Annotated in this window: 25 protein-coding genes, 1 pseudogene and 2 riboswitches; of the genes and pseudogenes, 16 read left to right on the plus strand and 10 right to left on the minus strand. The window is 72.0% G+C overall.

Annotation, left to right across the window (positions count from 1 at the left end):
• Positions 1-38: 38 nt before the first annotated feature.
• Positions 39-989 (plus strand): threonine-phosphate decarboxylase CobD, encoded by a 951-nt coding sequence (gene cobD, locus RSP45_RS01950; protein ID WP_415393974.1) that lies wholly within the window; start codon positions 39-41, stop codon positions 987-989.
• On the opposite strand, the gene RSP45_RS01955 is transcribed toward cobD, so the two are convergent.
• Positions 986-2428, minus strand: coding sequence for a cobyric acid synthase (locus tag RSP45_RS01955; RefSeq protein ID WP_415393019.1), 1443 nt, complete (start codon positions 2426-2428; stop codon positions 986-988). The two genes, cobD and RSP45_RS01955, sit on opposite strands and share 4 nt — an antisense overlap.
• Positions 2429-2684: 256 nt before the next feature.
• Positions 2685-3299, minus strand: coding sequence for a cob(I)yrinic acid a,c-diamide adenosyltransferase (cobO, locus tag RSP45_RS01960; RefSeq protein WP_415393020.1), 615 nt, complete (start codon positions 3297-3299; stop codon positions 2685-2687).
• A gap of 31 nt (positions 3300-3330) precedes the next feature.
• Positions 3331-3533: riboswitch (cobalamin riboswitch) on the plus strand.
• 87 nt (positions 3534-3620) lie between these two features.
• Between cobO and RSP45_RS01965 the strand changes: the two genes are divergently transcribed.
• The 7 genes from RSP45_RS01965 (at position 3621) to cobJ (ending at position 11513) form a co-directional block, all read left to right on the plus strand.
• A complete protein-coding gene (locus RSP45_RS01965; RefSeq protein WP_415393021.1) occupies positions 3621-3980 on the plus strand; it encodes a DUF1636 family protein in 360 nt (119 codons plus the stop codon).
• Positions 3981-5036 carry a cobalamin biosynthesis protein CobW gene (gene cobW / locus RSP45_RS01970; protein ID WP_415393022.1) on the plus strand — a complete coding sequence of 352 codons (1056 nt, stop codon included), beginning with the start codon at positions 3981-3983 and terminating at the stop codon, positions 5034-5036.
• Positions 5036-8248: a cobaltochelatase subunit CobN gene (gene cobN, locus RSP45_RS01975; protein WP_415393023.1), complete on the plus strand. Its 3213-nt coding sequence runs from the start codon at positions 5036-5038 to the stop codon at positions 8246-8248. The genes cobW and cobN overlap by 1 nt, the downstream gene beginning before the upstream one ends.
• 110 nt (positions 8249-8358) lie before the next feature.
• On the plus strand, positions 8359-9423 hold the full coding sequence (locus RSP45_RS01980) for a precorrin-3B synthase (RefSeq protein WP_415393024.1): 1065 nt from the start codon (positions 8359-8361) through the stop codon (positions 9421-9423).
• Positions 9407-10036 (plus strand): precorrin-8X methylmutase, encoded by a 630-nt coding sequence (locus RSP45_RS01985; RefSeq protein WP_415393025.1) that lies wholly within the window; start codon positions 9407-9409, stop codon positions 10034-10036. The genes RSP45_RS01980 and RSP45_RS01985 overlap by 17 nt, the downstream gene beginning before the upstream one ends.
• Complete coding sequence (locus RSP45_RS01990; RefSeq protein ID WP_415393026.1) at positions 10036-10773, plus strand: precorrin-2 C(20)-methyltransferase; 738 nt, start codon at positions 10036-10038, stop codon at positions 10771-10773. Before RSP45_RS01985 ends, RSP45_RS01990 begins: the two co-directional genes overlap by 1 nt.
• Entirely contained in the window at positions 10770-11513 is a 744-nt protein-coding gene (gene cobJ, locus RSP45_RS01995) for a precorrin-3B C(17)-methyltransferase (protein WP_415393027.1), read from the plus strand. The genes RSP45_RS01990 and cobJ overlap by 4 nt, the downstream gene beginning before the upstream one ends.
• Here the strand turns inward: cobJ and RSP45_RS02000 are convergent.
• Positions 11480-12223, minus strand: coding sequence for a cobalt-precorrin-6A reductase (locus RSP45_RS02000; protein ID WP_415393028.1), 744 nt, complete (start codon positions 12221-12223; stop codon positions 11480-11482). The two genes, cobJ and RSP45_RS02000, sit on opposite strands and share 34 nt — an antisense overlap.
• On the opposite strand from RSP45_RS02000, the gene cbiE reads away from it, so the two are divergent.
• The 7 genes from cbiE (at position 12222) to cysE (ending at position 18740) form a co-directional block, all read left to right on the plus strand.
• Positions 12222-13403, plus strand: a complete 1182-nt coding sequence (gene cbiE / locus RSP45_RS02005; RefSeq protein WP_415393029.1) for a precorrin-6y C5,15-methyltransferase (decarboxylating) subunit CbiE — start codon at positions 12222-12224, stop codon at positions 13401-13403. The genes RSP45_RS02000 and cbiE overlap by 2 nt on opposite strands.
• A complete protein-coding gene (locus RSP45_RS02010) occupies positions 13400-13792 on the plus strand; it encodes a cobalamin biosynthesis protein (RefSeq protein ID WP_415393030.1) in 393 nt (130 codons plus the stop codon). The genes cbiE and RSP45_RS02010 overlap by 4 nt, the downstream gene beginning before the upstream one ends.
• A 176-nt stretch (positions 13793-13968) precedes the next feature.
• Positions 13969-14742, plus strand: a complete 774-nt coding sequence (gene cobM / locus RSP45_RS02015) for a precorrin-4 C(11)-methyltransferase (protein ID WP_415393031.1) — start codon at positions 13969-13971, stop codon at positions 14740-14742.
• A complete protein-coding gene (locus RSP45_RS02020; protein ID WP_415393032.1) occupies positions 14739-16052 on the plus strand; it encodes a cobyrinate a,c-diamide synthase in 1314 nt (437 codons plus the stop codon). The genes cobM and RSP45_RS02020 overlap by 4 nt, the downstream gene beginning before the upstream one ends.
• 39 nt (positions 16053-16091) lie before the next feature.
• A riboswitch (cobalamin riboswitch) is annotated at positions 16092-16311 on the plus strand.
• Positions 16312-16364: 53 nt separating this feature from the next.
• Complete coding sequence (locus RSP45_RS02025) at positions 16365-17042, plus strand: energy-coupling factor ABC transporter permease (RefSeq protein ID WP_415393033.1); 678 nt, start codon at positions 16365-16367, stop codon at positions 17040-17042.
• Between the two features lie 51 nt (positions 17043-17093).
• Positions 17094-17834 (plus strand): precorrin-6A synthase (deacetylating), encoded by a 741-nt coding sequence (cobF, locus tag RSP45_RS02030; protein ID WP_415393034.1) that lies wholly within the window; start codon positions 17094-17096, stop codon positions 17832-17834.
• A gap of 84 nt (positions 17835-17918) precedes the next feature.
• Positions 17919-18740: a serine O-acetyltransferase gene (cysE, locus tag RSP45_RS02035; protein ID WP_143159689.1), complete on the plus strand. Its 822-nt coding sequence runs from the start codon at positions 17919-17921 to the stop codon at positions 18738-18740.
• Between the two features lie 4 nt (positions 18741-18744).
• On the opposite strand, the gene RSP45_RS02040 is transcribed toward cysE, so the two are convergent.
• The 6 genes and pseudogenes from RSP45_RS02040 to gatC all read right to left on the minus strand — a co-directional run bounded on the left by RSP45_RS02040 (position 18745) and on the right by gatC (position 23239).
• Positions 18745-19809, minus strand: a complete 1065-nt coding sequence (locus RSP45_RS02040) for a quinone-dependent dihydroorotate dehydrogenase (RefSeq protein ID WP_415393035.1) — start codon at positions 19807-19809, stop codon at positions 18745-18747.
• Positions 19809-20129: a DUF952 domain-containing protein gene (locus tag RSP45_RS02045; protein WP_415393975.1), complete on the minus strand. Its 321-nt coding sequence runs from the start codon at positions 20127-20129 to the stop codon at positions 19809-19811. Before RSP45_RS02045 ends, RSP45_RS02040 begins: the two co-directional genes overlap by 1 nt.
• A 30-nt stretch (positions 20130-20159) precedes the next feature.
• Positions 20160-20819, minus strand: a pseudogene (locus RSP45_RS02050) (N-acetylmuramoyl-L-alanine amidase); the annotation flags it as partial.
• Positions 20819-21433 carry a hypothetical protein gene (locus RSP45_RS02055; RefSeq protein ID WP_073065841.1) on the minus strand — a complete coding sequence of 205 codons (615 nt, stop codon included), beginning with the start codon at positions 21431-21433 and terminating at the stop codon, positions 20819-20821. The pseudogene RSP45_RS02050 and the gene RSP45_RS02055, both read right to left, overlap by 1 nt.
• A gap of 43 nt (positions 21434-21476) precedes the next feature.
• Positions 21477-22955, minus strand: a complete 1479-nt coding sequence (gene gatA / locus RSP45_RS02060; RefSeq protein WP_415393036.1) for an Asp-tRNA(Asn)/Glu-tRNA(Gln) amidotransferase subunit GatA — start codon at positions 22953-22955, stop codon at positions 21477-21479.
• The gene (gene gatC / locus RSP45_RS02065) at positions 22952-23239 is read right to left on the minus strand and encodes an Asp-tRNA(Asn)/Glu-tRNA(Gln) amidotransferase subunit GatC (protein WP_415393037.1); all 288 of its coding nucleotides are present in this window, start codon (positions 23237-23239) and stop codon (positions 22952-22954) included. Before gatC ends, gatA begins: the two co-directional genes overlap by 4 nt.
• Positions 23240-23332: 93 nt before the next feature.
• Between gatC and RSP45_RS02070 the strand changes: the two genes are divergently transcribed.
• Entirely contained in the window at positions 23333-24022 is a 690-nt protein-coding gene (locus RSP45_RS02070) for a metal-dependent hydrolase (RefSeq protein ID WP_415393038.1), read from the plus strand.
• Positions 24023-24097: 75 nt separating this feature from the next.
• On the opposite strand, the gene phaZ is transcribed toward RSP45_RS02070, so the two are convergent.
• Positions 24098-25447 (minus strand): polyhydroxyalkanoate depolymerase, encoded by a 1350-nt coding sequence (gene phaZ / locus RSP45_RS02075; protein WP_415393039.1) that lies wholly within the window; start codon positions 25445-25447, stop codon positions 24098-24100.
• Positions 25448-25809: the final 362 nt, after the last annotated feature.

Genomic DNA, 25809 nt, shown 5'->3' on the forward strand with positions numbered 1-25809 from the left:
GGACAAGGAAGAACGGGGATGTCTGGACAAGGATGATGATGCGGGATCACGGGGGCAATCTGGACGCGGCGCGGGGGCGCTATGGCGACGGGGAGTGGATCGACCTCTCGACCGGGATCAACCGGGTGCCCTATCCGCTGCCCGCGATCCCGGCCACGGCGTGGCAGGCGCTGCCGGATCGCGCGGCAATGGCGGGGCTGATCCGGGCAGCGCAGGCGGCCTATGCAACCGGGGCGGCGGTGCTGCCGGTGGCGGGGGCGCAGGCGGCGATCCAGATGATCCCGCGGGCGTTTCCCGTGGGCCTCGCCCGGGTGCTGGGGCCGACCTACAACGAACACGCGGGGGCGCTGCGCGCGGCGGGCTGGCGGGTCGAGGAGGTGGGCGAGCTCTCCGCGCTGGCCGGGGCTGATCTGGCGGTGGTTGTCAATCCGAACAACCCGGACGGGAGTTGTCATGCGCCCGAGGCGCTGCGGCGTCTGGCGGGGCAGGTCGGGCGGCTGGTGGTGGACGAAAGCTTCGCCGACCCGGTGCCGGAACTGTCGCTGGCGCCCGCGCCGGGGCGGGCGCTGGTACTGCGCTCGTTCGGCAAGTTCTACGGGCTGGCCGGGGTGCGGCTAGGATTCGTGCTGGGGGACGAGGCCGCGATTGCCGCGCTGGCGGCGCTGGCGGGGCCGTGGCCGGTGTCGGGGCCGGCGATCGCCATCGGCTGCGCGGCGCTGGCGGATCGGGACTGGGCGGCGGAGAGTGTTGCGCGATTGCAGGACGACGCCCGGCGGCTGGATGGGCTGGCGGCAGGCGCGGGCTGGCGGCTGGTCGGCGGCGGGCATCTGTTTCGCCTGTATGACACGCCGGATGCGGCGGCGGCGCAGGAGCTGCTGGGCCGGCACCATATCTGGTCGCGGATCTTTCCGTGGCATCGGCGCTGGCTGCGGCTGGGGCTGCCAGCGCCGGGCGAGTGGGCCCGGGTCGAGGCGGCGCTGCGCCCCTAGCGCGCCAGCGCCAGCAGGCCGTCCACGTCCAGATGCGCCTCGAGATGATCGGCGAGGGCGTCGAGCGCCTGTTCCACGCCGGCCTCGTAATCGAGGCTCGAGGGCGCGGCGCCCAGCCGGGAAAGGAAAGCGCGGCGGAAATCGTTGCTGGCAAAGGCGCCGTGCAGATAGCTGCCCATGATGCGGCCGTTGGCCGAGGTGGCGCCCTCGGGCTGGCCGCCAATCAGCGCAAAGGGGCGGGCGCAGTCGGGGCCGGTGCTGCGGCCGAGGTGGATCTCATAGCCGCGGATCGGCTGGCCGGTGGCTTCATGGGTGCCCTCGACCAGCGCCAGGCGCTTGTCGGCGGTCATTTCGGTCGCGAGATCCAGCAGGCCGAGGCCCGGGGTCTCGCCGGCCGGACCCTCGACGCCCGCTGGGTCGCGGATCACCTGGCCGAGCATCTGGAAGCCGCCGCAGAGCCCCAGCACATGGCCGCCGCGCCGGACATGGGCGGCAAGGTCGATGTCCCAGCCCTGCGCGCGCAGGAACGCCAGATCGGCGCGGGTGGACTTGCTGCCGGGCAGGATCACCAGCGCGGCGTCACCCGGGATGGGCTGGCCGGCGCGCAGCAGGGTCAGCCGCACCCCCGGCTCGGCCGCGAGCGGGTCGAGATCGTCGAAATTGGCGATGCGGGAAAACCCCAGCGCCACCACATGCAGCCCCTCGCCGCTGCCGGTGGGCAGGTCCAGCGCATCCTCGGCCGGCAGAAGATGCGCCAGCGGGAACCACGGCAGCACCCCGTAGCCGCGCCAGCCGGTGCGCGATTCGATCAGCCGGTAGCCGTCGTCGAAGAGGCTGGGATCGCCGCGGAACTTGTTGACCAGAAAGCCGGAAATCATCGCGGCGTCTTCCGGTTCGATCACCGCCTGGGTGCCGACGATCTGCGCGATCACGCCGCCGCGGTCGATGTCGCCGGCCAGCACCACCGGCACCTTACCGGCGCGGGCAAAGCCCATGTTGGCGATGTCGCGGGGGCGCAGGTTGACCTCGGCCGGGCTGCCGGCGCCCTCGACGATGACCAGATCATGCGCGGCAGACAGGCGGCGGAAACTGTCCAGGACCCGGGGCAGCAGCGAGGTCTTGAGCGCCGAATATTCCCCCGCCCGCACCGTCGCGGCCAACCGCCCCTGTACGATCACCTGGCAGCCGGTTTCGGATTCGGGCTTGAGCAGCACCGGGTTCATGTCGACCAGCGGTGCGATTCCGCAGGCGCGGGCCTGCAATGCCTGCGCGCGCCCGATCTCGCCCCCGTCGGCGGTGACGGCGGCGTTGTTGGACATGTTCTGCGGCTTGAAGGGCGCGACTGACAGCCCGCGCCTGCGTGCCGCACGGCAGAGCCCGGCGACCAGCATCGACTTGCCGACGTTCGAGCCGGTGCCCTGGATCATCAACGCCGGCATCAGGGGGCAGCCCCGTGCTTGGGTGTGCCGCCGGGGCCTCCGGCGGGGATATTTGGACCACGCTGAAAGAAGGGGTTGCACCCTGCCTTGGGCCGGCGGACCGGGGAAGACAGGGTGCTTTCACCGTGGACGGTCATCGGCGTCCCCGCCTGTACCGTGCATCCCTTGGACCATGAAACGCTGAAGATTCGGTTAACGGCTCTTTCATCGTGGCGAAAATATCCCGGGGTCCGGGGCGGCGCCCCGGTCCGGCGCATCAGAACTCGACCCCCGGCTGCGCCTTGATGCCGCCGCGGAAGGGGTGTTTCACCAGCGTCATCTCGGTCACCAGATCGGCCAGCTCGACCAGCTCGGGGGCAGCGTTGCGGCCGGTCAGGCAGACATGGGTCAGCGCGGGTTTTTCGTCGCGCAGGAAATCCAGCACCTCGTCCAGCGGCAGATAGCCGTAGCGCAGCGCGATGTTGATCTCGTCCAGCAGCACGAAGCGGATTGCGGGGTCGCGGATCAGCTCCTTGGCCTTGTCCCAGCCGGCACGGGCGGCGGCGATGTCGCGGGTCTTGTCCTGGGTTTCCCAGGTGAAGCCCTCGCCCATCGCGTGGAACTGGCACAGGTCGGCGAAATGCGTGGTCAGCAGGCGGCGTTCGCCCGTGTCCCAGGCGCCCTTGATGAACTGCACCACTGCGCAGGGCATCCCATGCGCCACGCAGCGCAGGATCATCCCGAAGCCCGAGGACGACTTGCCCTTGCCCGGGCCGGTGTGAACGATGATCAGGCCCTTTTCGCCCTCTTTCCCCGCCATGATCCTGTCGCGGGCGGCTTTCTTCCGGGCCATCTTTTCGGCGTGGCGATCGTGGTCGGTGGTGCTGTCCATCGGCTGTCCCTTGACATCGGGGGTGCGCCCGCGGCAGTTGGGCGGTGTCGGTTCCTGTCTATGACAGGCGAAGAGGGAATGATCTAGGGCCCCGGCCCGAAGTTCAGCCGCCCCCGCGACCGTGACCGGAGAGGTCGTCCAAGCCACTGGCATTCGTGCCGGGAAGGCGGGCGACCGGGGCCGCAAGGCCCGGCTCCGCAAGCCGGGAGACCTGCCGACACGGTTATGTTTCGGGCGGACGGGGTGTTCCGCGGCCGAGGTGTGTCGCGCCTGCCGGCCGTCCCCTTGCGTCATTGCCCCGTCCCTGAGGATGGGCGCGCGATGACGGTTACGCTGCATGTCTGCACCACCTGCCGGGCCGGTCTGCCGGTGGCCGAGGGCGAAAAGACCCCCGGCACCAGGCTGCTGGCGGCGCTGGCGCTGCACCCCCAGCTGCCGCCGGGGCTGCGGGTGGTGGGGGTGGCGTGCCTCTCGGCCTGCGACAACGGTTGCGCGGTGGCGCTGACCGGGCCGGGGCGCTGGTCCTATGTCTATGGCCGCCTGTCCCCCGACGATGCCTCCGACATCCTTGCCGGCGCCCGCGCCTATGCCGCCGCCCCCGACGGGCTGTCGCCCTGGCGCGAGCGGCCGGTGATCTTCCGCAAGCAGTCGCTTGCCCGCATCCCCCCGATGGAGAGCTGAATGTCCGATCTTGCCAAGACCCCCGTCACCGTCATCACCGGCTTTCTCGGCTCGGGGAAGACCACGCTGATCCGGCATCTGATGCAGAACCCGCAGGGTCGCCGGCTGGCGGTGCTGGTCAATGAATTCGGCACCGTCGGCGTCGATGGCGACATCCTGCGCGATTGCGCCGATGAGAACTGCCCGGCGGGTAATATCGTGGAGCTCGCCAACGGCTGCATCTGCTGCACCGTCGCCGACGACTTCATCCCGACCATCGAGGCGCTGCTGTCGCGCGAGCCCCGTCCCGATCACATCCTGATCGAGACCTCGGGGCTGGCGCTGCCCAAGCCGCTGCTCAAGGCCTTCGACTGGCCCGAGATCCGTTCGCGCATCACCGTGGACGGGGTGGTGGCGCTGGCGGATGCCGAGGCGGTGGCCGCAGGCCGCTTTGCCCCCGACCCCGAGGCGGTCGAGGCGCAGCGGGCGGCCGACGACAGCCTGGACCACGAGACGCCGCTTTCCGAGGTATTCGAGGACCAGATCGCTTGCGCCGACCTGATCCTGCTGACCAAGGCCGACCTGGCCGGCAAGGCCGGTCTGGCCGCCGCGCGCGCGGCGATCGCGGCCGAGGCGCCGCGCCCGGTCCCGATGCTGGCGGTGACCGACGGGGCGGTGGACCCGCGGGTGGTGCTGGGGCTGAACGCTGCCGCCGAGGACGACCTTGCCGCCCGCCCCAGCCACCATGACGGCGCCGACGACCATGAACACGACGATTTCGCCAGCGCCGTGATCGCGCTGCCCGAGATCGCCGAGGCGGCCGCGCTGGCCGAGGCGGTGGCGGCGCTGGGGCGCGACCACAAGGTGCTGCGGGTCAAGGGCCATGTCGCCGTCGCCGGCAAGCCGATGCGGCTGCTGGTGCAGGCGGTGGGGGCGCGGGTGCGCCAGCAGTTCGACCGCCCCTGGGGCGAGGCCCCGCGGCAGTCGCGGCTGGTGGTGATCGCGGAACGCGGCGATCTGGATCCCGCCGCCATCGCCGCGCATCTGGGCGGCTCGGTCGAGGCCTCCGACCTCTGATGCATGTGGTCTTTCGCGAAAGCCACGGGCTCGAGGAAACCGCGGCCCCCTATGACCCCGGCCAGACGCCGGCGGACATAGTGGTGCTGTCGTTTTCCGACAGCGACCTGGGGGCTTTCGCGGAAGGCTGGCGGGGGAGGGACGGGCCGCGGCCGTCGCTGCGGTTGCAGAACCTGGTGGCGCTGCGCCATCCGGTGTCGGTCGATAGCTATCTGGACAACACCCTGTCGGGGGCGCGGGCCATCCTGATCCGGCTGCTGGGGGGCGAAAGCTACTGGGCTTACGGGCTGGCCAGCGTGCAGGATCTGGCGCGCAGGCGCGGGATTGCGCTGGCGGTGCTGCCGGTGGACGGGCGCCAGGATCCGGCGCTGGCGGCGGCCTCGACGGTGGCGCCGGCGCTGCTGTCGCGGCTGACGGCGCTGTGCGACATGGGCGGGGCCGCGGCGGCAGGGGCGGCGCTGACGGAACTCGGCCGCGCCTGCGGGCTGGCGCTGCCGATGCCGGGGCCGGTGGGCGAGCTGCCCGCCTGCGGCTGGTGGAGCCCCGAGGCCGGCGTGACCGCCCGCCCCGAGGGGGTCGGCCCCTGGGCGGTGGTGGTGTTCTATCGCAGCTATCTGGCCGCTGCCGATATCGACCCGGTGGCGGCGATGATTGATGCCCTGCGGGCGCGGGGGTTCCGGGCGGCGGGGCTGTTTGCGCCGTCGCTGAAGGGGGCCTCGGCGGCGTGGGTGGAGCGCGAGCTGCGCGCCCTGTCCCCCGCCGCCATCGTCAACGCCACCGCGTTTTCCGCGCGCGAAAGGGGCGTGTCGCCGCTGGATGCGCCGGGGTGCCCGGTGCATCAGCTGGCGCTGTCCACCGCCCGCCGGCGGGATTGGGAAGGCGCGGCGCGGGGGCTGTCGCCCGCCGATCTGGCGATGCATGTGGTGCTGCCCGAGGTGGACGGCCGCATCCTTGCCGGGGTGGTCAGCTTCAAGCAGCCGACGCGGCGCGACGAGGCCCTGCAATATTCCCGCTTTGTCCACCGCGCTGATCCGCAGCTGGTTGACGCCGCTGCCGACCGTGTGGCGGCGTGGCACCGGCTGGGAACGGTGCCGGCGGCGCAGCGGAAACTGGCGCTGGTGCTGTCCACCTATCCCGGCCGTCCCGACCAGATCGCCCATGCGGTGGGGCTGGATGCGCTGGCCTCGGCCGATGCGATGCTGCGGCTGCTGGGGGATCGCGGCTGGACCTGCGCGCCGGGGGCGGCGCTCGCGCCGTCGCTGCGGGAGACCATCCGCTGGCCGCTGTCCGAGTATCTGCGGGCGCTGGCCTTGCTGCCGCAGCCCCTGCGCGATGATCTGGCGGCCTCCTGGGGCGCACCGGAGACCGACCCGGCGGTTGCGGGCGGCGCCTTCCATTTCGCCGCCGTCCGCCGCGGCAACGCCTTGGTTGCCTTGCAGCCCGAGCGCGGGCAGCCGCAGCTGCGCGAGGATGATTACCACGACCTGACCCGCACCCCCCGCCATCACTACGTCGCCTTTTACCTGTGGCTGCGCTCGCAGGGGCTGCACGCGCTGGTGCATGTCGGTGCGCATGGGACGCTCGAGTGGCTGCCGGGCAAGGCGGTCGCGCTGGGGCCGGAATGCTGGCCGCAGGCGCTGCTGGGCGAGCTGCCGGTGATCTATCCCTTTATCGTCAACGACCCCGGCGAGGCCGCGCAGGCCAAGCGCCGCCTCGGCGCGGTGACGCTGGGCCATGTGCCGCCGCCGCTGCTGCAGTCCGCGCTGCCCGAGGCGCTGGCGGGGCTCGAGCGGCTGCTGGACGAATACGCGACCGCCGACGGGCTGGACCCCTCGCGCCGCACCCGGCTGATCGCGACGATCCGGCAGGCGGCGCAGGCGGCGGGGGTCGAAGATGACCTGGCGATCCCCGCCGGTGCCTCGGCCGCCGAGGCGATCCCGCGCATCGACCGCTTCGTCTGCGATCTCAAGGAAAGCCGCTTCGGCGACGGGCTGCATGTCTATGGCGCGGCGGCGGGCGAGGCCGAGGGGCTGCTGGCGGCGCTGGACGGGCGGCGGGTCGAGCCGGGGCCCTCGGGCTCGCCCGCGCGGGGGCGCGGCGACGTGCTGCCCACCGGGCGCAACCTGTTTGCGGTCGATCCCCGCGCGGTGCCGACGCGCGCCGCCCATGCGCAGGGGGTGAAGCTGGCCGAGGAATTGCTGCGCGCGCATCTGCAGGATCACGGCGACTGGCCGCGCGGGCTGGTGGTGGATCTGTGGGGCTCGGCCTCGATGCGCACGGCGGGGGAAGAATTCGCGATGGCGCTGCATCTGGCCGGGCTGGCGCCGGTCTGGGACGGCGCCACCGGCCGCGTCACCGGGGTCGAGGTGGTGCCGCTGGCGCTGCTGGGGCGGCCGCGCATCGACGTGACGCTGCGGGTTTCCGGGCTGTTTCGCGACATCTTCCCCGGGCTGGCGGGGCTGTTCGAACTGGGCGCCGAGGCGCTGGCCGCGCGCGAGGAAACCGCCGCCGACAACCCCTATCTGTCCCGCGCGCCGCGGGTGTTCGGGCCACGGCCGGGGTCCTATGGGCTGGGCATGGGCGACCTGAGTGCCGATCTGTCCGACGCGGGCCGGCAGGCGGCGGGGCTGGCCTGGCTGGCGGGCTCGGAATGGGTGGTCGACGGGGCCGAGGGGCGGCGCGACCGCGCGGCGCTGGAATCGCGGCTGGCCGGGGCGGATGCGGTGGTGCATGTGCAGGATCTGGCGGAAACCGACCTGCTGATGGCCCCCGATTTCGCCGCGCATCAGGCCGGCGTGCTGGCGGCGCGGGCGGCGCTTGGCCTGCCCGAGGCGGCGGCCTGGCATCTGGACAGCAGCCGGGTCGAGGCGCCGCGCGCCCGCCCCCTGGGGGCCGAGATCGCCCGCGTGGTCCGCGCCCGCGCCGCCAATCCCGACTGGGCCGCCGGGATGATGCGCCACGGCTTCCGCGGCGGCGCCGAGATCGCCGCCACGCTGGACAACCTCGCGGCCTTTGCGCAGCTGACCCGTTCCGTGCCTAGGCATCTGTTCGATCTCTACCACGAGGCCACGCTGGGGCGCGACGAGGTGGTGGCGTTCCTCGATGCCGAGAACCCGCAGGCGCTGGCCATGCTGCGCGCGCGTTTCGACGCGCTGCGCGCGGCCGGGCTGTGGCGGGGGCTGCGCAACTCGACGGGGGGTGAGCGGCTGTGAGCGTGGTCACTGGGGGCGTTGCCCCCGTCTCCTGCGGAGACTCCCCCGGGGTATTTGGGCCAGAAAGAAGTCCCATCGTGCAGGGCTGGTGCCCGGGGGCGTTGCGGCCGATGGCGTCGGGCGACGGGCTGGTGGTGCGGGTGCGGCCGCCGGGCGGGCGGCTGACGCAGGTGCAGGCTGCGGAGCTGGCGGCGCTGGCGGGCGCGCATGGCAGCGGGGTGATCGATCTGTCCTCGCGCGCCAATCTGCAGCTGCGCGGGGTGCGGGAAGGCAGCCACGGGGCGCTGGTCGAAGGGCTGCGCGTTCTCGGGCTGGTGGATGCGTCGGTTGCGGCCGAAACGAGGCGCAATATCGTGGTGACTCCGTTCGCCGACGCGGCGGCGGATGCGCTGGCCGCAGGGTTGGCCGAGGCGCTGGCGGCGGCCGCGGATCTGGCGCTGCCCGGGAAGTTCGGCTTTGCGGTCGATACCGGGCCGCGGCCGGTGCTGCGGCGCGTGTCGGCGGATGTGCGGATCGAGCGTCTGGGAGAGGCGTTCCTGCTGCGCGCCGACGAGTTGGACGTAGGGCGGCTGACGGATGATCCCGTGGCGGATGCGCTGGCTTTGGCGCGCTGGTTCCTGCGCAATGGCGGCGCCCCGGAGGGTCGGGGGCGGATGGCGGCGCTGGTGGCGCGGTGCCGGCCTGAGGGGTTCGACGTGGCCCCCGCCGAGCCTGCGCCCGAGCCGGTGCCGGGGCTGGTGGCGCAGGGGGCGCTGGTGGGCCTCGCCTTCGGGCAGATGCAGGCCGGGACGCTCGCCGCGCTGGCCGCGCTGGGGCCGATCCGTGCGACGCCCTGGCGGATGCTGCTGGTCGAGGGGCTGGCGGCGATGCCCCCCCTGCACGGGCTGATCACCGACCCCGCCGACCCGTTGCGCCGTGTCGTCGCCTGCACCGGCGCGCCCCATTGCCCGCAGGCGCTGGGGCCGACCCGGGTGCTGGCGCGCGCGCTGGCCCCGCAGCTGCCGCCGGGCTGCCTGCTGCATGTCTCGGGCTGCGCCAAGGGCTGCGCCCATCCCCGTTCCGCGGACCTCACGCTGGTCGCGCGGGGGCGGGGCTATGATCTCGTCCGCGCCGGCAGGGCGGCGGACCCGGCTTTCCTGTCAATTCCCGGAACCCCCGATGCGCTACCATTATGAAACCGACGGGGCGGCGATCTATCGCGCCTCATTCGCCACCATCCGGGCCGAGGCCGATCTGGCCCGTTTCGACCCCGACGAAGAACCCGTGGCCGTGCGGATGATCCATGCCGCGGGGCTGGTCGGACTGGAACGCGACATCCGCTTTTCGCCCGGCTTTGCCGCGGTGGCGCGGGCGGCGCTGGCCGCGGGCGCGCCGATCCTGTGCGATGCGCGCATGGTCAGTGAAGGCATCACCCGCGCCCGGCTGCCCGCCGACAACCCGGTGATCTGCACGCTGAACGACCCGCAGGTGCCGGCGCTGGCGGCGACCATGGGCAACACCAGATCCGTCGCGGCGGTCGAGCTGTGGCGCCCGCATCTGGCCGGCGCGGTGGTCGCCATCGGCAATGCGCCGACCGCGCTGTTCCATCTGCTCAACCTGCTCGGGGATCCCGGCTGGCCGCGCCCGGCAGCGATCATCGGCTGCCCGGTGGGCTTTATCGGGGCCGCGGAATCCAAGGCGGCGTTGATGGAGGCGCCCCCGGTGCCCGCCATGGCGGTGCTGGGCCGGCTGGGCGGCAGCGCCGTCACCGTCGCCGCGCTGAACGCGCTGGCATCAAGGGTCGAGTGATGGCGCGGATCATCTGTGCCGGCTTAGGCCCGGGCGACCCCGACCTGATGAGCGTGCGCGCCGCCCGCGCCCTGCGCGGCGCCCGCCGCATCGCCTATTTCCGCAAGCCCGGCCGCCCCGGCATGGCGCGGCGCATCGTTCAGGGGATGCTTGCCCCCGGCTGCGTCGAGCTGGCAATGGAATACCCCGTCACCACCGAAATCCCGCTGTCCGACCCCGCCTATAACGCGCAGCTGGCCGCGTTTTACGACCACTGGGCCGAGCGGCTGGCCGCATTGCCCGGCGAGGTGGTGGTGCTGTGCGAGGGCGACCCGTTCTTTTATGGCAGCTTCATGCACCTGCACCTGCGCCTGCAGGGGCGCTGCGAGATCGAGGTGATCCCCGGCATCACCGGCATGTCGGGCTGCTGGACCGCAACCGATATGCCGATCGCCTGGGGCGACGACGTGCTGACCGTTCTGATGGGCACGCTGGACGAGGACACCCTGGCCGCGCGCATGGCGGGCACCGACGCGCTGGTGGTGATGAAGACCGGGCGCAACCTGCCCAAGCTGCGCCGCGCGCTTGCCCGCGCCGGGCGGCTGGACGCGGCCTGGCTGGTGGAACGCGGCACCATGCAAGGGCAGCGCGTGCAGCGGCTGGTGGAATCCGACGCCGAGGTGGCGCCGTATTTCGCGATTCTGCTGGTGCACGGGCAGGGGCGGCGCCCCCTCGCCGTGCCGGAGGCTGCGGAATGAGCGGCTGGCTGGCCGTGGCCGGGCTGGGGCCGGGGGACGAGGCGCTGCTGACCCCCGAGGTGAGCGAGGCGCTGTCCCGCGCCACCGATATCGTGGGCTACGGCCCCTATGTGGCGCGGGTGGCGGCGCGACCGGGGTTGGTGCTGCATCCCTCGGACAACCGGGTGGAACTGGACCGTGCCCGCCATGCGCTGGAACTGGCCGCGGCGGGGCGGCGGGTGGTGGTGGTGTCCTCGGGCGATCCGGGGGTGTTCGCCATGGCCTCGGCGCTGTTCGAGGCGGTCGAGGCCGAGCCGCGGTTTGCGGCGCTCGACATCAGCATCCTGCCGGGGATCACCGCGATGCTGGCCGCCGCTGCTCGGCTGGGGGCGCCGCTGGGCCATGATTTCGCGGCGATCAACCTGTCCGACAACCTCAAGCCCTTTGCGCTGGTGGAACGGCGGGTGCTGGCGGCGGCGCAGGCGGGGTTTGCGCTGGCCTTCTACAACCCCCGCTCGGCCGCGCGGCCGCATCAGTTCGCGCGCGTTCTGAACCTGCTGCGCGGATGTTGCGAACCGGGGCGGCTGATCGCCTTTGCCCGCGCCGTGACCACGGCGCAGGAATCGCTGCAAGTGGTGACGCTGGCCGAGGCCGTGCCCGAGATGGCCGACATGCGCACGGTGGTGCTGGTCGGCAATGCCGACACGCGGCTTGTGGGGCGCTGGATCTATACCCCGCGTTCGGCCGGGGGCGTGCGATGAAGCCACGCCATCGCCTGCGCGGCCGACGCCACGGTTTCCCTTGCCGGGATCGCCGGGCGCTGCACCATCACCACCGGCAGGCGCAGCGCGCGGGCGGCGTCGAGCTTGGCGCGCGCACCCTCGCCGCCGGCATTCTTGGCGACCACGATCTGGATGCGGTGATCGCGCATCAGCGCCATGTCGCCGTCTTTGGTGAAGGGGCCGCGGTCAACCACGCGGCTGGCGCGGGGCAGGGGCACCGGCTCGGGGTCGACAAAGCGCAGCAACCAGCGGTGCGGCAGGGCGGCGAAGATGTCGAGGTTCTGGCGGCCGATGGCGAGGAACACATTCGCCGGCGTCCGGGGCAGGGCCGTGGCCGCAGCGGCCAGGTCCGGCACCATTGTCCAGTCGTCGTCTTGGGCCTGCGCCCATGCGGGACGTTCCAGCGCCAGCAGCGGCACCCCCGTCGCCGCGCAGGCCGTAACCGCGTTGCAGCTGATGCTGGCGGCAAACGGGTGGGTGGCGTCGATCATATGGGTAAAGCCGCCCTCGCGCAGACACGCCGCCAGCCCCTCGGCGCCGCCGAAGCCGCCGATGCGCAGGGGCAGCGGCTGCGGGCGCGGCGTGCTGGTGCGGCCGGCATAGGAATACAGCGCCTCGACCCCGGCCTCGGCGAGGGCGCGGGCCATGGCGGCGGCCTCGGTGGTGCCGCCCAGCAGCAGAACCCGCATGTCTGATCCCTGGCTGTCCATCATCGGTCTGGGCGAGGATGGCCTGTCCGGCCTGTCGCCCGCAAGCCGTGCCGCGCTGGACGGCGCCGAAATCGTGTTCGGTGGGCCGCGGCATCTGCGGCTGGCGCAGGCGGGGCGGCGCGGGCGGGCGTGGCCGGTGCCTTTCGACCTCGCCCCGGTGCTGGCCTGCCGGGGGCAGCGCGTGGCGGTGCTGGCCTCGGGCGATCCGTTCTGGCACGGGGCCGGCGGCAGTCTGGCGGCGCAGCTTTCCCCCGGCGAGTGGCGGGCGTTCCCGGCGCCGTCCAGCTTTTCGCTGGCCGCGGCACGGCTGGGCTGGCGGATCGAGGATACCGCCTGCCTTGGCCTGCACGCCGCGCCGTTCGAGCGGCTGCTGCCGGTGCTGCGCCCGGGGGGGCGCGCCATCCTGCTGCTGCGCGACGGGCAGGCCCCGGCGGCGCTGGCGGCATGGCTGGCGGCGCGCGGCTGGGGGGCGTCCACGCTGTGGGTGCTAGAGGCGCTTGGCGGCCCGCGCGAGCGCATCCGTCAGGCGACGGCGGCGGGGTTCGAGTTGCACGGCACGCGGCCGCCGGTGGCGGTGGCGGTGCAGGCCGCAGGCGGGGTGGCGCGCCGGGCGGGGCCGGGCCTGCCGGACGATGCGTTCCAGCATGACGGCCAGATCACCCGCGCGCCGGTCCGCGCCCTGACGCTGGCGGCGCTGGCACCGCGTCCGGGGGCGCTGCTGTGGGATCTGGGCGCGGGGTCGGGCTCGGTGGCGGTGGAGTGGGCGCTTGCGGGCGGCCGCGCGGTGGCGGTCGAGCGCCGCGCTGACCGTTTGGGGAACATTATTACCAACATCAAAGGCTTCGGACTGGCCGAGGCGGTCTCGGCGCTGCAGTCCGACAGCACTGCCGCCTTGCCCAGCCTGCCCGACCCCGATGCGGTGTTCGTCGGCGGCGGGCTGACCGAGGCGCTGGCCGCGGCACTGTGGGCGCGCCTCCCCCCCGGCACAAGGCTGGTCGCCAATGCGGTGACGCTGGAAACCGAGGCGCTGCTGGCGCAGCTGCACCACCGCCACGGCGGCACCCTGCTGCGGATCGAGCTGGCCGAGGCCGCCCCCCTGGGCGGGTTCCGCGGCTGGCAGCCGGCGCGGCCGGTGGTGCAATGGGCGGTGACGCGATGAGGGTCGCGGGTTTCGGGATGAACAGCCGCGCCACCCTCGAGTCGCTGCGCGCGGCGCTGGCCGCCGCCGGCCCGGCCGAGGCGCTGGCGGCGCTCGGTGGCGCCGGTCCGGCCGAGGCGCTGGCGGCGCTGCCCGGCCACGCAGCGATGGTCGCGGAACTGGCGCGAGCGCTGGACCTGCCGCTGATCGAGGTCGCCTCGGTCGCCGGCATCCTCACGCCGACGCAATCCTCCCGCAGCCTCGCCGCACACCACACTGGTAGCATCGCCGAGGCGGTGGCGCTGGCCGCCGCCGGCCCCGGCGCGCGACTGCTCGCCCCCCGCGCGACCTCCCCCGACCGCTGCGCCACCTGCGCCATTGCAGTTATCCGGCCGGGAGCCTCGACGTGACGTCGCGCGCGTCATGGCCCCTCGCGCCCTCTGGCCCGACCGCGGTGCCACCTGCGCCATCTGCTTCTTCGCCCGGCCCGGAGCCTCGGCATGATCGCCCATCTCATCGTTACCGGCCTCGTCGGGCGCATCGCCCCGTCAAACCGCCGCGCCCTTGCCCAGACAGGAACCCCGACATGACCGTCCATTTCATCGGCGCCGGCCCCGGTGCTGCCGACCTCATCACCCTGCGCGGGCGCGACCTGATCGCGGGCTCGCCGGTCTGTCTCTATGCCGGGTCGCTGGTGCCGCAGGCGCTGCTGGAGCACTGCCCGCCGGGCGCGCGGATCGTGAACACCGCGCCCCTGTCGCTGGACGAGATCATTGCCGAGATCGCTGCCGCCCATGCGGCCGGGCACGACGTGGCGCGGCTGCATTCGGGCGACCTGTCGGTGTGGTCGGCGATGGGCGAGCAGCTGCGGCGGCTGCGCGCGCTGGGGATCCCCTGTGACGTGACGCCCGGCGTGCCCTCTTTCGCGGCCGCCGCCGCCGCGCTGGCGGCCGAACTGACCCTGCCCGGGGTTGCGCAATCGCTGGTGCTGACGCGGACCTCGGGGCGGGCCTCGGCCATGCCCGAGGGCGAGACCTTGGCCGCATTCGCCGCCACCGGGGCGACACTGGCCATCCATCTGTCGGTGCATGTGCTGGAGCGGGTGATCGCCGAGCTGACGCCGCATTACGGCGGCGATTGCCCGGTGGCGGTGGTGTTCCGTGCCAGCTGGCCCGACCAGCGCATCATCCGCGCCACGCTGGCGACGCTGGAGCCCTTGCTGGGGGTGGGCGAACGCACCGGGCTGATTCTGGTTGGCCCGGCGCTGGCGCAGGAAGGTTTCGCCGAAAGCCGGCTTTACGCGGGCGATTACGACCGCCGCTTCCGCCCCGTGGGCAGCGCCCCGAGGTACCCGGAATGAGCGCGGCGACCCCTGGGTTGATCGTCGCCGCGCCGGCCTCGGGGACCGGCAAGACCACCGTGGCGCTGGGGCTGATGGCGGCGTTTCGCGCGCAGGGGCTGGCGGTGCAACCCTTCAAGAACGGCCCCGACTATATTGATCCCGGGTTTCATGCCGCGGCGACCGGGCGGCAGTCCTTCAACCTTGACAGTTGGGCGATGGCGGCGCCGCGCATCGCCGGGCTGGTCGGCGCCGCGGCGGATGCGGATCTGGCGATCGCCGAGGGCTCGATGGGGCTCTTCGACGGGGTGGCGCTGCCGGGTGAGGCCGGCACCGGCAGCGGGGCAGAGCTGGCGGCGCTGACCGGCTGGCCGGTGCTGCTGGTGCTGGATGTGTCCGGGCAGGCGCAATCGGCGGCGGCGACCGCGCTGGGGTTCGCACGGCTGCGTCCCGATCTGCAACTGGCGGGGGTGGTGCTGAACCGCGTCGCCTCAGTCCGCCACGAGGCGCTGGTGCGCGACGGCATGGCGCAAGCGGGCATCACCGTGCTGGGGGCGCTGCCCCGCCGCCCCGATCTGGAACTGCCCGAGCGGCATCTGGGGCTAGTGCAGGCCGAGGAACAGTCGGACCTGACCGCCCGCATCGACGCGCTGGCCGAGTTCATCGCCGCGCATTGCGATCTTGCCGCGATAAGGGCGGCGGCAAGCGGCATCCTGCCCCCCGCCGCGCCCCTGCCGGTCACGCCCCCCGGCCAGCGCATCGCCCTGTCGCGGGATGCGGCGTTTTCCTTTGTCTACCCGCATCTGCTGGCCGGCTGGCGGGCGGCGGGGGCCGAGGTGGTGACGTTTTCGCCCCTGGCCGATCAGGGGCCGGACGCTGCGGCCGATGTCTGCTGGCTGCCGGGCGGCTATCCCGAACTTCACGCCGGGCGGCTGGCGGCAGCTGGAAATTTCCACCGCGCGCTGGCGGATTTCGCGGCCTCTCGCCCGGTGCATGGCGAATGCGGCGGCTATATGGTGCTGGGGCAGGGATTGGTCACGGCGGACGGCACGAGGCACCGCATGACCGGGCTGCTGGGGCTGGAAACCAGCTTTGCCAAGCGCCGGATGAACCTCGGATACCGGCTGGCCGAGCTGCGCGCGCCGATGCCCGGCCACCCGCCGGGGACGCGGCTGCGCGGGCATGAGTTCCATTATGCCACCACCACCGCCCAACCCGACGCGGCGCTGGCGCTGGTGCGGGATGCGACGGGGGCGGAGCTGCCCGGCACCGGCTCGCGCCGCGGGAATGTCACCGGGACGTTCTTTCACCTGATTGCGGCTGCCAGTTAGTCTTTGGGGCCAGCGATCCTTGACGCAACCCGCCCATGCTGGCACATCGCAACAGACGGTTCCCCAAGCCGGAAAAACCGCACGGGGATGAAAAGGGAACGCGGTGAGGTGTAGCCATCAGGCGCCAAACCCGCGACTGCCCCCGCAACTGTAAGCGGCGAGCCGCCCCCGATTGCGCCACTGGCCCATGGGCCGGGAAGGCCAGGGGACCGGCCCCGACCCGCGAGTCAGGAGACCTGCCGTCAAAGCCCCGGGGCATTCCGCGCCCCAACCAACCACATTGCCGTCGGGGATGACGGGCAGGAGGGATACATGCATATCGAACCGGGCGTCGTTGACGCCACCAAGATCGTGCTGAGCTACGCGACCGCCGCGGGTGCCGCGGGCTATGCGGGCTGGATGGCGCTCAATGCGATCCGCGAACAGGGCGCGGGCTCGCTGCTGCTGCGCAGCGGGCTGGCCACCGCCGCCGTCTTCACCTTTTTTGAGGTGCTGCCGCATTTCCCGGTCGGCGTCAGCGAGGTGCATTTCATCCTCGGCTCGACGCTGCTGCTGCTGTTCGGGGCGGCGCCCGCGGCGGTCGGGCTGGGGCTGGGGCTGCTGGTGCAGGGGCTGTTCTTTGCCCCCTTCGACCTGCCGCAATTCGGGATGAACCTGACCACGCTGCTGGTGCCGCTGTTCGGGATCGAGGCCTTAGCGCGGCGCATCATCGCGCCGGGCACCCCCTATGTCGATCTGCGCTATGGGCAGGCGCTGGCGCTGTCGACCGCCTATCAGGCGGGCGTGGTCGCCTGGGTGGCGTTCTGGGTGCTTTACGGGCAAGGGGTATCCGTCGACACGCTGGCCGCGATCGGCAGTTTCGGCGCCGCCTACATGCTGGTGATCGTGATCGAGCCGCTGGCCGATCTGGCGGTGCTGGCGGCGGCGAAATCGCTGCGCGGCCTGCGCGGCTCGGCGCTGGTCACGCGGCGGCTGCATCACGCGGCCTGAACCTCAACGGCGCGGCCTTTGGCGGGCCGCGCCATTTCCAACGAGGCAGGCATGGAACTGCTGCTGATCGGCATCGGCACCGGCAACCCCGATCACCTGACGCGCGAGGCGGAAGCCGCGCTGCGCTCGGCCGATCTGGTGCTGATCCCCGACAAGGGCGAGGACAAGGCCGAGCTTGCCGCCCTGCGCGACGCGATCTGCGACGCGGTGGCGCCCGCGGTCCCGCGCGGGCGCTTTGCCGTGCCCGCGCGGCGCGCGGACGCCGGCTATCTGGCAGGGGTCGAGGACTGGCACGACGCGCTGGCCGCCGCCTGGGGCGCGGCCATTCCCCCCGGCACGGGGCGGGTGGCGCTGCTGGTCTGGGGCGACCCATCGCTTTACGATTCCACCCTGCGGATCGCGGCGCGGCTGCGCCCGGCGCCGCGTGTCCGCGTGGTGCCCGGCATCACCGCCCTGCAGGCGCTGACCGCGGCGCATGGGATCCCGCTGAACGATCTGGGCCGCCCGGTGGTCATCACCACCGGCCGGCAATTGCGCGACCACGGCTGGCCGCCGGGCGCTGACCGAGTGGCGGTGATGCTGGACGGGGATTGCGCCTTCCGCACGCTGGATCCGAGGGGCGTCAACATCTGGTGGGGCGCTTGCGTCGGGATGGCGCGGCAGCTGCTGGACCATGGCCCGCTGGCCGAGGCCGGGCCCCGCATCATTGCCGCCCGCGCCGCCGCCCGCGCCCGCCACGGCTGGGTGATGGACATCTATCTGCTGGCCCGGCAACCTGATTCCGGCCCCTGACGCCGCAGAAGCCTTTCGGTCGCCCGCCGTCTGCCCTAGATGAGGGGCAATGACGCCAGAAGGAGCCGCGGCATGGATGGAGACATGGACGCTCAGGCTTTCAGGAAACCCGCAGTCCCGGCCGGCGATCTGTGGCCGCATATCCAGGCCGAGGCCGCCGCCGCCGTGCAGGCCGAGCCGCTGCTGGGGGCGCTGATCCACGCCGGGCTGCTGCACCACCAGAATTTCCGCGCCGCGCTGGCCTATCGGTTCTCGCTGAAGCTCGCCTCGGGCGAGATGAGCGAGCAGATCCTGCGCGAGATCGCCGACGACGCCCATCGCCGCAGCCCGGCCTTGGAACGCGCGGCCGAGGCCGACCTGCGCGCCGTCTATGAGCGCGACCCCGCCTGCCACCGGCTGATGCAGCCGATGCTGTTCTTCAAGGGGTTCCAGGCGCTGCAAGCCTATCGCATCGGCCACTGGCTGTGGGACAACGACCGCCGCGACATGGCATATTTCGTGCAGATGCGCTGTTCCGAGGTGTTCGGCGTCGATATCCACCCGGCCGCGCGGATCGGCACCGGGGTGATGATCGACCACGCCCATTCCATCGTGATCGGCGAAACCGCGGTGGTCGGCGACAACGTGTCGATGCTGCATTCGGTGACGCTGGGCGGCACCGGCAAGGAGGACGGCGACCGCCACCCCAAGATCGGCGAGGGGGTGATGATCGGTGCCGGCGCCAAGGTGCTGGGCAATATCTCGGTCGGCCATCACAGCCGGGTGGCGGCGGGCTCGGTGGTGCTGACCGACATCCCGCCCTGCAAGACCGTGGCCGGGGTGCCGGCGCGGATCGTGGGCGATGCGGGCTGCGACACGCCCTCGGACACGATGGAGCAGATCATCGGGCTGGAGGGGATCGTCTAGCCCCTCAGGCCGCCCAGCGGTCGGCGGCGCTGCCGGTCAGCGCTGCAAGCGTGGTGTTTTCGGACCTGAGCCGCGCATCCAGCCCGCGCGCGATGCGGTCGGCCAGCGAAAATCCCTGATAGATCAGGGCGCTGTAGATCTGGACGGCCGATGCGCCAGCCTCGAGCTTGGCCCAGGCCTCGTCCACCGACCCGACGCCGCCGACCCCGATGATCGGCAGTTTCCCGTCCAGATGCCGGTAGAGCCGGGCGAGGATCCTTGTCGACAGCCTGAACAGCGGGGCGCCGGACAGACCGCCGGTCTCGCTCGCGTGGCGCGATGCCAGCCCGTCGCGGGTCAGGGTGGTGTTGGTGGCGATGGCGCCGTCGATGCCGCTGTCGCGCAGCACCGCCGCCAGTTCCGCCAGCGCGGCCTCGTCCAGGTCCGGGGCGATCTTGACGAACACCGGGGGGCGCGCGGCCGATGCGTCGCGCGCATCCAGCACGCCGCGGATCAGCGCCGCAAGCGCCCGCGCCCCCTGCAGGTCGCGCAGCTTTTCGGTGTTGGGGGAGCTGACATTGATGGTCAGGAAATCCGCCGCCCCTGCGGCAAGGCTGGCGACATGGGCGAAATCCGCGGCGCGGTCGGCGCTGTCCTTGTTGGCGCCGATGTTCAGCCCGACCGGCACCGGACCGCGGGGCCGCGCCGCCAGCCGGGCGCAGATCGCCTCGGCGCCCTCGTTGTTGAAGCCGAAGCGGTTGATGATCGCGCGGTCCTCGGCCAGGCGGAACAGCCGCGGTTTCGGGTTGCCCGGCTGCGGGCGTGGGGTGGCGGCGCCGACCTCGACAAAGCCGAAGCCGGCGCGGGTCAGCGGCGCGATCACGCGGGCGTTCTTGTCGTAGCCGGCGGCGAGCCCGACCGGGTTCGGCAGCGCCATCCCGGCCAGCGTGGTCGCCAATCTTTCCGAGGTGAAGGCTCGCCCCGGCAGCGGCACCAGCCCCATTTCCAGCGCCCGGATCGACAGGTCGTGGGCGCGTTCGGGGTCCAGCCGGAACAGGGCGGCGCGGCCGGCTTGCTCGATCAGGAACATCAGAGATCTCCGGTCTGGTGGTGGCCGCCGGGGCCAAGGGGCAGCGGGCGGTGCCAGATCAGGTCGGCCAGCCGCAGCGGGCGGTAAAGATGCGGAAACAGCGCGCCCTTGCGCGAGGGTTCCCAGCGCAGCGCCGGGCCAAGCGCGGCGGCGTCGCAGGCCAGCAGCTGCAACCCGCGCTCGCCCGCGAAATGCTTGCCCAGCGTTTCGGGCAGCTGCGCGGCGGTGGACAGATGCACATAGCCGTCTGCCAGGTCGACCGGGGCGCCGACGGTCTCGCCCTGCGCTTGCAGCACCGCCCATTCATCTGCGCGCAGCACCTTGTAGACCGGCAGCGCAGACTCGGGCGCGGGCAGGGCGGCCAGCGCCCCGGCGGCGGTGCGGCGGTCGAGCTCGTTTTCCGGGCCGCGGTTCCACGGGCAGAAGCGCAGCCGGAACGCCGCCAGCCGCGCGCCCTCGTCGCAGGGCGGATAGCCGATGCGGTCCAGCATCGGCACCAGCGGGCCGGGCGGTTCGGGCAGGCCATGGGGCGCCAGCGCCAGCCCCTGACGCGCCAGCCGCCCCCAGTCGAAGCGCGGGCCGGGGTCGGCCTTGCGGTCGGGCGCCATGTCGGAATGGGCAATCACCCCCTGCGCGGGGATGTTCCAGCGCGCCATGATCGCGGGCAGCAGCGCCTCGAGCGCCTGCATCTGCGGCTGCGGAAACGGGCGGTCGCCGGGATTGTGCAGCTCGATCCCGATCGAGCGCGAGTTGATGTCGCCCAGCCCGCGCCAGCTGCCGGCGCCGGCGTGCCAGGCGCGGAAGGTTTCGGGGACCAGCGCCTCGGTGGTGCCGTCGGGGGTGATCAGCCAGTGGGCCGAGACCTCGGCCGCCGGATCGCACAGCCGCGCGCGGGCGTCGTCCAGCGAGCCCATGCCGGTATAGTGGATCACGATCAGCGCCGGCGTCAGCCCGCCGCGGCGGGCCGAGTGGTTCGGCGAGGCGGGCGCCGTCACGTCCCGGGGCGTCATCACATCCCGGGGCGATAGCCGCAGGCGTTGCCGTCGCCGTCAGGGTCCAGCCCCAGCGGGTCGCGCTCCGGGCCGCCGCGGGCGGTGAACTCGGCCTGCGCGGCGCGCGGGGTGGCATAGGCGGTGCAGTCGCCGCCGACCCGGATGGTGCGGGCGTAAAGCGGCTTGACCGAGCCGGGCAGCACCGTTGCGGTCACCGCCGCCGGCTGGGCCGAGGGCGCGCGGCGGCGGGCAGGCTGCGGCGCCGGGGCCGGGGCAGCCGCGGGGGCGGCGACGGCGGTGGTCACCACCACCGCATCCCCGGGCACCGGGTCGATGGCGGGGGCGCCGCGCAGCCGCACCCGGCGCGGCTGCGCCTGCGGCGCGGCGGTGGTGCGCACCGCCGATGCGCCGGCGATTTCCGCCGCCGTGGGCGCGCGGGCGGGCAGGGCGACCGGGACCACCTGCGGCGGCGCCTCGACCCGCCCGGTCAGCGCCATTTCCCGTGCGCGCAGGTAATTGCCGTAATTGCTGGCCCCCGCCTGGTAGTTGGGGTTCCAGCCGCTGTTCTCGGCACAGCCCGCCAGCGCGAGCAGCGGGATCGCGACGAGGGGGATCAGGGTCTTGGCGCGCATCGGGCTCTCTCCTCGGGTGGCCGGGCGGGTGCGTGGGCTCAGCCTACCACCAGCGTTCGGGTTTGGCGACAAAGCCTGCGGCGCGTTCCAGCACCGCGGCGTGGTTCAGCAGCCCGCCTTCGTCCCAGGGCCGCCCGATCAGTTGCAGCCCCAGCGGCAGACCCTGCGAATCAAGCCCGGCGGGCAGCGCCAGCGCCGGCAGCCCGGCCAGGTTCACCGTCACCGTGAACACGTCGTTCAGATACATCTGCACCGGGTCGACGTCCTTCATCGCCCCCAGCGGGAAGGCGGCCGAGGGCGTCGCGGGGGTCAGGATCGTGTCGATGCCCGCCGCGAACGCCTCGTCGAAGTCGCGCTTGATCAGGGCGCGGACCTTGCGGGCGCGGTTGTAATAGGCGTCGTAGAACCCCGCCGACAGCACATAGGTGCCGATCATCACCCGGCGCTGCACCTCGGCGCCGAAACCCTCGGCGCGGGTGTTTTCGTACATCTCGTTGATGCCGTCGCCCGCACCCAGCCGGGCGCGGTGGCCATAGCGCACCCCGTCGTAGCGGGCGAGGTTCGAGGACGCCTCGGCCGGGCCGATCACGTAATAGGTGGGCAGGGCGTATTGCGTGTGCGGCAGGCTGATGTCGACGATCTCGGCACCGGCGTCGCGCAGCATGGCGATGCCCTGCTGCCACAGCGCCTCGATCTCGGCCGGCATCCCGTCGACACGATATTCGCGGGGGATGCCGATTTTACGCCCGCGGATGTCCCCGGTCAGCGCGGCTTCGTAATCCGGGACCGGGCGGTCGGCGCTGGTCGAATCCCTGGGGTCGACCGAGGCCATGGCGCCCAGCATGATCGCCGCGTCGCGCACGGTCTTGGTCATCGGCCCGGCCTGGTCCAGCGACGAGGCAAAGGCCACGATCCCCCAGCGCGACACCCGCCCGTAGGTCGGCTTGAGTCCGACCGTGCCGGTGAACGCCGCGGGCTGGCGGATCGAGCCGCCGGTGTCGGTGCCGGTCGCCGCCAGGCACAGATCCGCCGCCACCGCCGCCGCCGAGCCACCGGACGAGCCGCCGGGCGTCAGCTGCTGCTCGCCCAGCCGCCACGGGTTCACCGCGGGGCCGTAGACGCTGGTCTCGTTGGTCGAGCCCATGGCGAATTCGTCCATGTTCAGCTTGCCCAGCATCACCGCGCCGGCGTCGAACAGGTTCTGCGTCGCGGTCGATTCATATTCGGGCAGGAAGCCCTGCAGGATGCGGCTGGCGGCCTGGGTCGGCACCCCCCTGGTGCAGAACAGATCCTTGATCCCCAGCGGAATCCCGCACATCGCGGGCGCGTCGCCCGCCTGCAGCCGTGCATCCGCCGCCGCCGCCTGCTGGCGGGCGATGTCGGCGGTGTTGTGCACGAATGCGTTCAGCGCGCCGGCGTCCTCGATCGCGGCCAGGCAGGCGTCGGTCAGCTCGACGGCGGTGATCTCGCCCTTGCGCAGGCGGTCGCGGGCCTCCGCGATGGTCAGTCGGTTCAGGCTCATTCCACCACCTTCGGCACGGCAAAGAACCCCTCGCGCGCGTCGGGCGCATTCTTCAGCACCGCCTCGGCCATGTTGCCGTCGGTGACCACATCCTCGCGCCGCTTCAGCCGCATCTTTTCGACCCCGGTCATCGGCTCGACGCCGGTCACATCGACCTCGGACAACTGCGCCATGAATTGCAGCATGTGGCTGAGTTCGACGGCCAGCGCGGGCAGCGCCTCGTCCGCGACCGCGATCCGCGCGAGCTGCGCGACCTTGCGGGCCTCGGTCTCTGAAATCGACATTGCGGGTGTTCCTTTCGATTGCCCCGCGTTTACCGCCCGTGGACCTGCCCTGCAAGCCGCGCTAGCGTTCCCGAAGATTAGTGGAGGGGCGCGATGAAACTGACCTGGCTGGGCCATGCCGGCTTTCGACTGGAGATCGAGGGCGCGGTGATCCTGATCGACCCGTGGCTGACCGGAAACCCGGTGTTCCCCGAGGAACGGCGCGCCGAGGCCATTGCCGGCGCCACCCATGTGCTGCTGACCCACGGCCATTCCGACCACACCGGCGAGGCGCTGGCGCTGGCGCGCGAGGGGCTGCCGCTGGTCGGCATCTACGACCTGCTGAGCTGGTGGGAATCGCAGCACGGCATCACCGCCATCGGCTTCAACAAGGGCGGCACGGTGGAGCTGAACGGGGCGGCGGTGACCATGGTGAACGCGACCCATTCGTCATCCCTGACGGTCGAGGGGCGGCCGGTCTATGCGGGCCACGAATCCGGCTACATGATCCGGGGCGAGGGGCGCACGATCTATGTCTCGGGCGATACCGACATCATGGCCGACATGGAATGGATGGCCGAGCTGCACCGCCCCGAGATCGGGATCCTGGCGGCGGGCGGGCATTTCACCATGGACATGCAGCGCGCGGCCTGGGCGGCGAAACGCTATTTCGACTTCAAGACCGTGATCCCGTGCCACTACGACACCTTCCCGCCGATCCGGCAGGACCCCGAGGTGATGCGCCGGGCGCTGCCGGGGGTGCAGGTGCTGACCCCGAAGGTGATGGAGACGGTCGAGCTGTAGCGGCGCGGCGGCGGAACGGCAAAAGCCCCGGCGGCGCCGGGGCTTTTTCGTGACTTGCAGCGGGGGCTGCGGCGCTCAGACCGCGATCTTGCTGTCGTCGGTATCCGGGCCGAAGCTCGAGACGCCGGTGACGCCCTCGGTCCCGCGCTTGCGCTTCTTGCGCGGCAGCTCTTGCGGCTCGCCCGAGTGCTCGTCCATGAAATCAAGCACCAGCGGGCGGATGTTCAGCCGCCAGCTTTTCCCGGCGAAGATGCCGTAATGCCCGGCGCCCTCCTCGAGATGCTGGGCCTTTTTCGCCGTGGGCACGCCGCTGCACAGCGACAGGGCGGCCACGCATTGACCGGGGGCCGAGATGTCGTCCTTGGCGCCCTCGACCGTCATCACCGCCACGTCGCGGATCTTGCCGATGTCGGCCTTGCGCCCGTTCACGCGGAAGTCGTTGCGGGCGATCTCGAGCTTCTTGAAGATGCGCTCGACGGTCGAAAGGTAGAACTCGGCGGTCATGTCCATCACCGCCAGATATTCATCATAGAACTTGTAGTGCTTGTCGTCGACCGAGCCCTCGCCCGCGGCCTCGGCCACGATCTTGTCCACGAAGGCGCGGCGGTGGGTGTCGGCGTTCATCGCGATGAACGAGGCCAGCTGCGCCAGCCCCGGATACACCATGCGGCCGGCGCCGCGATACTTGAAGCCGACCTGCTGGATGAAAAGATGCTCAAGCTCGCCCATGGTGACGCGGTTGCCGAAATCGGTCACATCGGTCGCGGCGGCGTCAGGGTCGATCGGGCCGCCGATCAGCGTCAGGGTGCGGGGCTGGGCGGCGGGGTCATCCTCGGCCAGCAGGGCGGTGGCGACCAGCGCCAGCGGCGCCGGCTGGCAGACCGCGATCACATGCAGATCCGGCCCCAGATGGCGCATGAAATCCACCAGATAGGCGGTATAGTCCTCGACATCGAACTTGCCGTCGCTGACCGGAATGTCGCGGGCATTGTGCCAGTCGGTGATCCACACGTCGCAATCGGGCAGCAGCGAGGTCACGGTCGAGCGCAGCAGCGTCGCGTAATGCCCCGACATCGGCGCGACCAGCAGCACGCGGCGCGCCATCGGCTCGCGCCGGGCGACGCGGAAATGCACCAGGTCGCCAAAGGGGCGGCGCAGCGCCGGCTCGACATAGACCAGATGGTCCTGGCCGCTGTCGCCGGGAATGGCGGGAATGTCCCAGTCCGGCTTGATGACCATGCGGGCAAAGCTGCGCTCGGTCACCCGGCCCCATGCGCTCATCAGCTTGAACAGCGGCGTCGGCATGAGGGCGAACATGGGATAGGATGCGATGGCGCGGGCCGAGGCCCCCATCCATTCGTTGGTGTTACGCATCGTTTCGATGGCGTCATAGGACACCATTCCGCGATAGCCACTGAAAACCATTACCGCACTCCTACAGAACCCTCCCCCAATGTGTAATGTCGGGTTTACGAGTTTCGTCAAGCAGGTGTTAATGAGAATCATTACTTAGGGGGAGGCGACGCCATGGCAAGGATTCGGCACGAGAAGGACCCGGTGACATTGCGTCAGACCGGGGAAATCCCGGCAGAACCGGGCGCAATCGTTGCAGATGCAGCAGCCTCCCCACAGGCCGCGGCCTCGGGTGAGGGGGCGGCGACCGTGGCACGGCGGACACGGCGCCGTGCCGCGGACAGCAGCGACGCGGTGCCGCAGCAGGCGGGCGCGACCGACCCGGCCGCGGCCGGGAAAGCCGAGATAATTCAAAAAGGTGATTCGACGATGGA

The sequence above is a fragment of the Paracoccus sp. SJTW-4 genome, assembly GCF_047716885.1.
GTDB lineage: Bacteria > Pseudomonadota > Alphaproteobacteria > Rhodobacterales > Rhodobacteraceae > Paracoccus > Paracoccus solventivorans.

Excerpts from the sequence above, each read along its gene's own strand:
- cobD (WP_415393974.1), top strand. The coding sequence starts at position 39 with ATGCGGGATCACGGGGGCAATCTGGACGCGGCGCGGGGGCGCTATGGC.
- RSP45_RS01955 (WP_415393019.1), bottom strand. The coding sequence starts at position 2,428 with ATGCCGGCGTTGATGATCCAGGGCACCGGCTCGAACGTCGGCAAGTCG.
- cobO (WP_415393020.1), bottom strand. The coding sequence starts at position 3,299 with ATGGACAGCACCACCGACCACGATCGCCACGCCGAAAAGATGGCCCGG.
- RSP45_RS01965 (WP_415393021.1), top strand. The coding sequence starts at position 3,621 with ATGACGGTTACGCTGCATGTCTGCACCACCTGCCGGGCCGGTCTGCCG.
- cobW (WP_415393022.1), top strand. The coding sequence starts at position 3,981 with ATGTCCGATCTTGCCAAGACCCCCGTCACCGTCATCACCGGCTTTCTC.
- cobN (WP_415393023.1), top strand. The coding sequence starts at position 5,036 with ATGCATGTGGTCTTTCGCGAAAGCCACGGGCTCGAGGAAACCGCGGCC.
- RSP45_RS01980 (WP_415393024.1), top strand. The coding sequence starts at position 8,359 with ATGGCGTCGGGCGACGGGCTGGTGGTGCGGGTGCGGCCGCCGGGCGGG.
- RSP45_RS01985 (WP_415393025.1), top strand. The coding sequence starts at position 9,407 with ATGCGCTACCATTATGAAACCGACGGGGCGGCGATCTATCGCGCCTCA.
- RSP45_RS01990 (WP_415393026.1), top strand. The coding sequence starts at position 10,036 with ATGGCGCGGATCATCTGTGCCGGCTTAGGCCCGGGCGACCCCGACCTG.
- cobJ (WP_415393027.1), top strand. The coding sequence starts at position 10,770 with ATGAGCGGCTGGCTGGCCGTGGCCGGGCTGGGGCCGGGGGACGAGGCG.
- cbiE (WP_415393029.1), top strand. The coding sequence starts at position 12,222 with ATGTCTGATCCCTGGCTGTCCATCATCGGTCTGGGCGAGGATGGCCTG.
- RSP45_RS02000 (WP_415393028.1), bottom strand. The coding sequence starts at position 12,223 with ATGCGGGTTCTGCTGCTGGGCGGCACCACCGAGGCCGCCGCCATGGCC.
- RSP45_RS02010 (WP_415393030.1), top strand. The coding sequence starts at position 13,400 with ATGAGGGTCGCGGGTTTCGGGATGAACAGCCGCGCCACCCTCGAGTCG.
- cobM (WP_415393031.1), top strand. The coding sequence starts at position 13,969 with ATGACCGTCCATTTCATCGGCGCCGGCCCCGGTGCTGCCGACCTCATC.
- RSP45_RS02020 (WP_415393032.1), top strand. The coding sequence starts at position 14,739 with ATGAGCGCGGCGACCCCTGGGTTGATCGTCGCCGCGCCGGCCTCGGGG.
- RSP45_RS02025 (WP_415393033.1), top strand. The coding sequence starts at position 16,365 with ATGCATATCGAACCGGGCGTCGTTGACGCCACCAAGATCGTGCTGAGC.
- cobF (WP_415393034.1), top strand. The coding sequence starts at position 17,094 with ATGGAACTGCTGCTGATCGGCATCGGCACCGGCAACCCCGATCACCTG.
- cysE (WP_143159689.1), top strand. The coding sequence starts at position 17,919 with ATGGACGCTCAGGCTTTCAGGAAACCCGCAGTCCCGGCCGGCGATCTG.
- RSP45_RS02040 (WP_415393035.1), bottom strand. The coding sequence starts at position 19,809 with ATGTTCCTGATCGAGCAAGCCGGCCGCGCCGCCCTGTTCCGGCTGGAC.
- RSP45_RS02055 (WP_073065841.1), bottom strand. The coding sequence starts at position 21,433 with ATGCGCGCCAAGACCCTGATCCCCCTCGTCGCGATCCCGCTGCTCGCG.
- gatA (WP_415393036.1), bottom strand. The coding sequence starts at position 22,955 with ATGAGCCTGAACCGACTGACCATCGCGGAGGCCCGCGACCGCCTGCGC.
- gatC (WP_415393037.1), bottom strand. The coding sequence starts at position 23,239 with ATGTCGATTTCAGAGACCGAGGCCCGCAAGGTCGCGCAGCTCGCGCGG.
- RSP45_RS02070 (WP_415393038.1), top strand. The coding sequence starts at position 23,333 with ATGAAACTGACCTGGCTGGGCCATGCCGGCTTTCGACTGGAGATCGAG.
- phaZ (WP_415393039.1), bottom strand. The coding sequence starts at position 25,447 with ATGGTTTTCAGTGGCTATCGCGGAATGGTGTCCTATGACGCCATCGAA.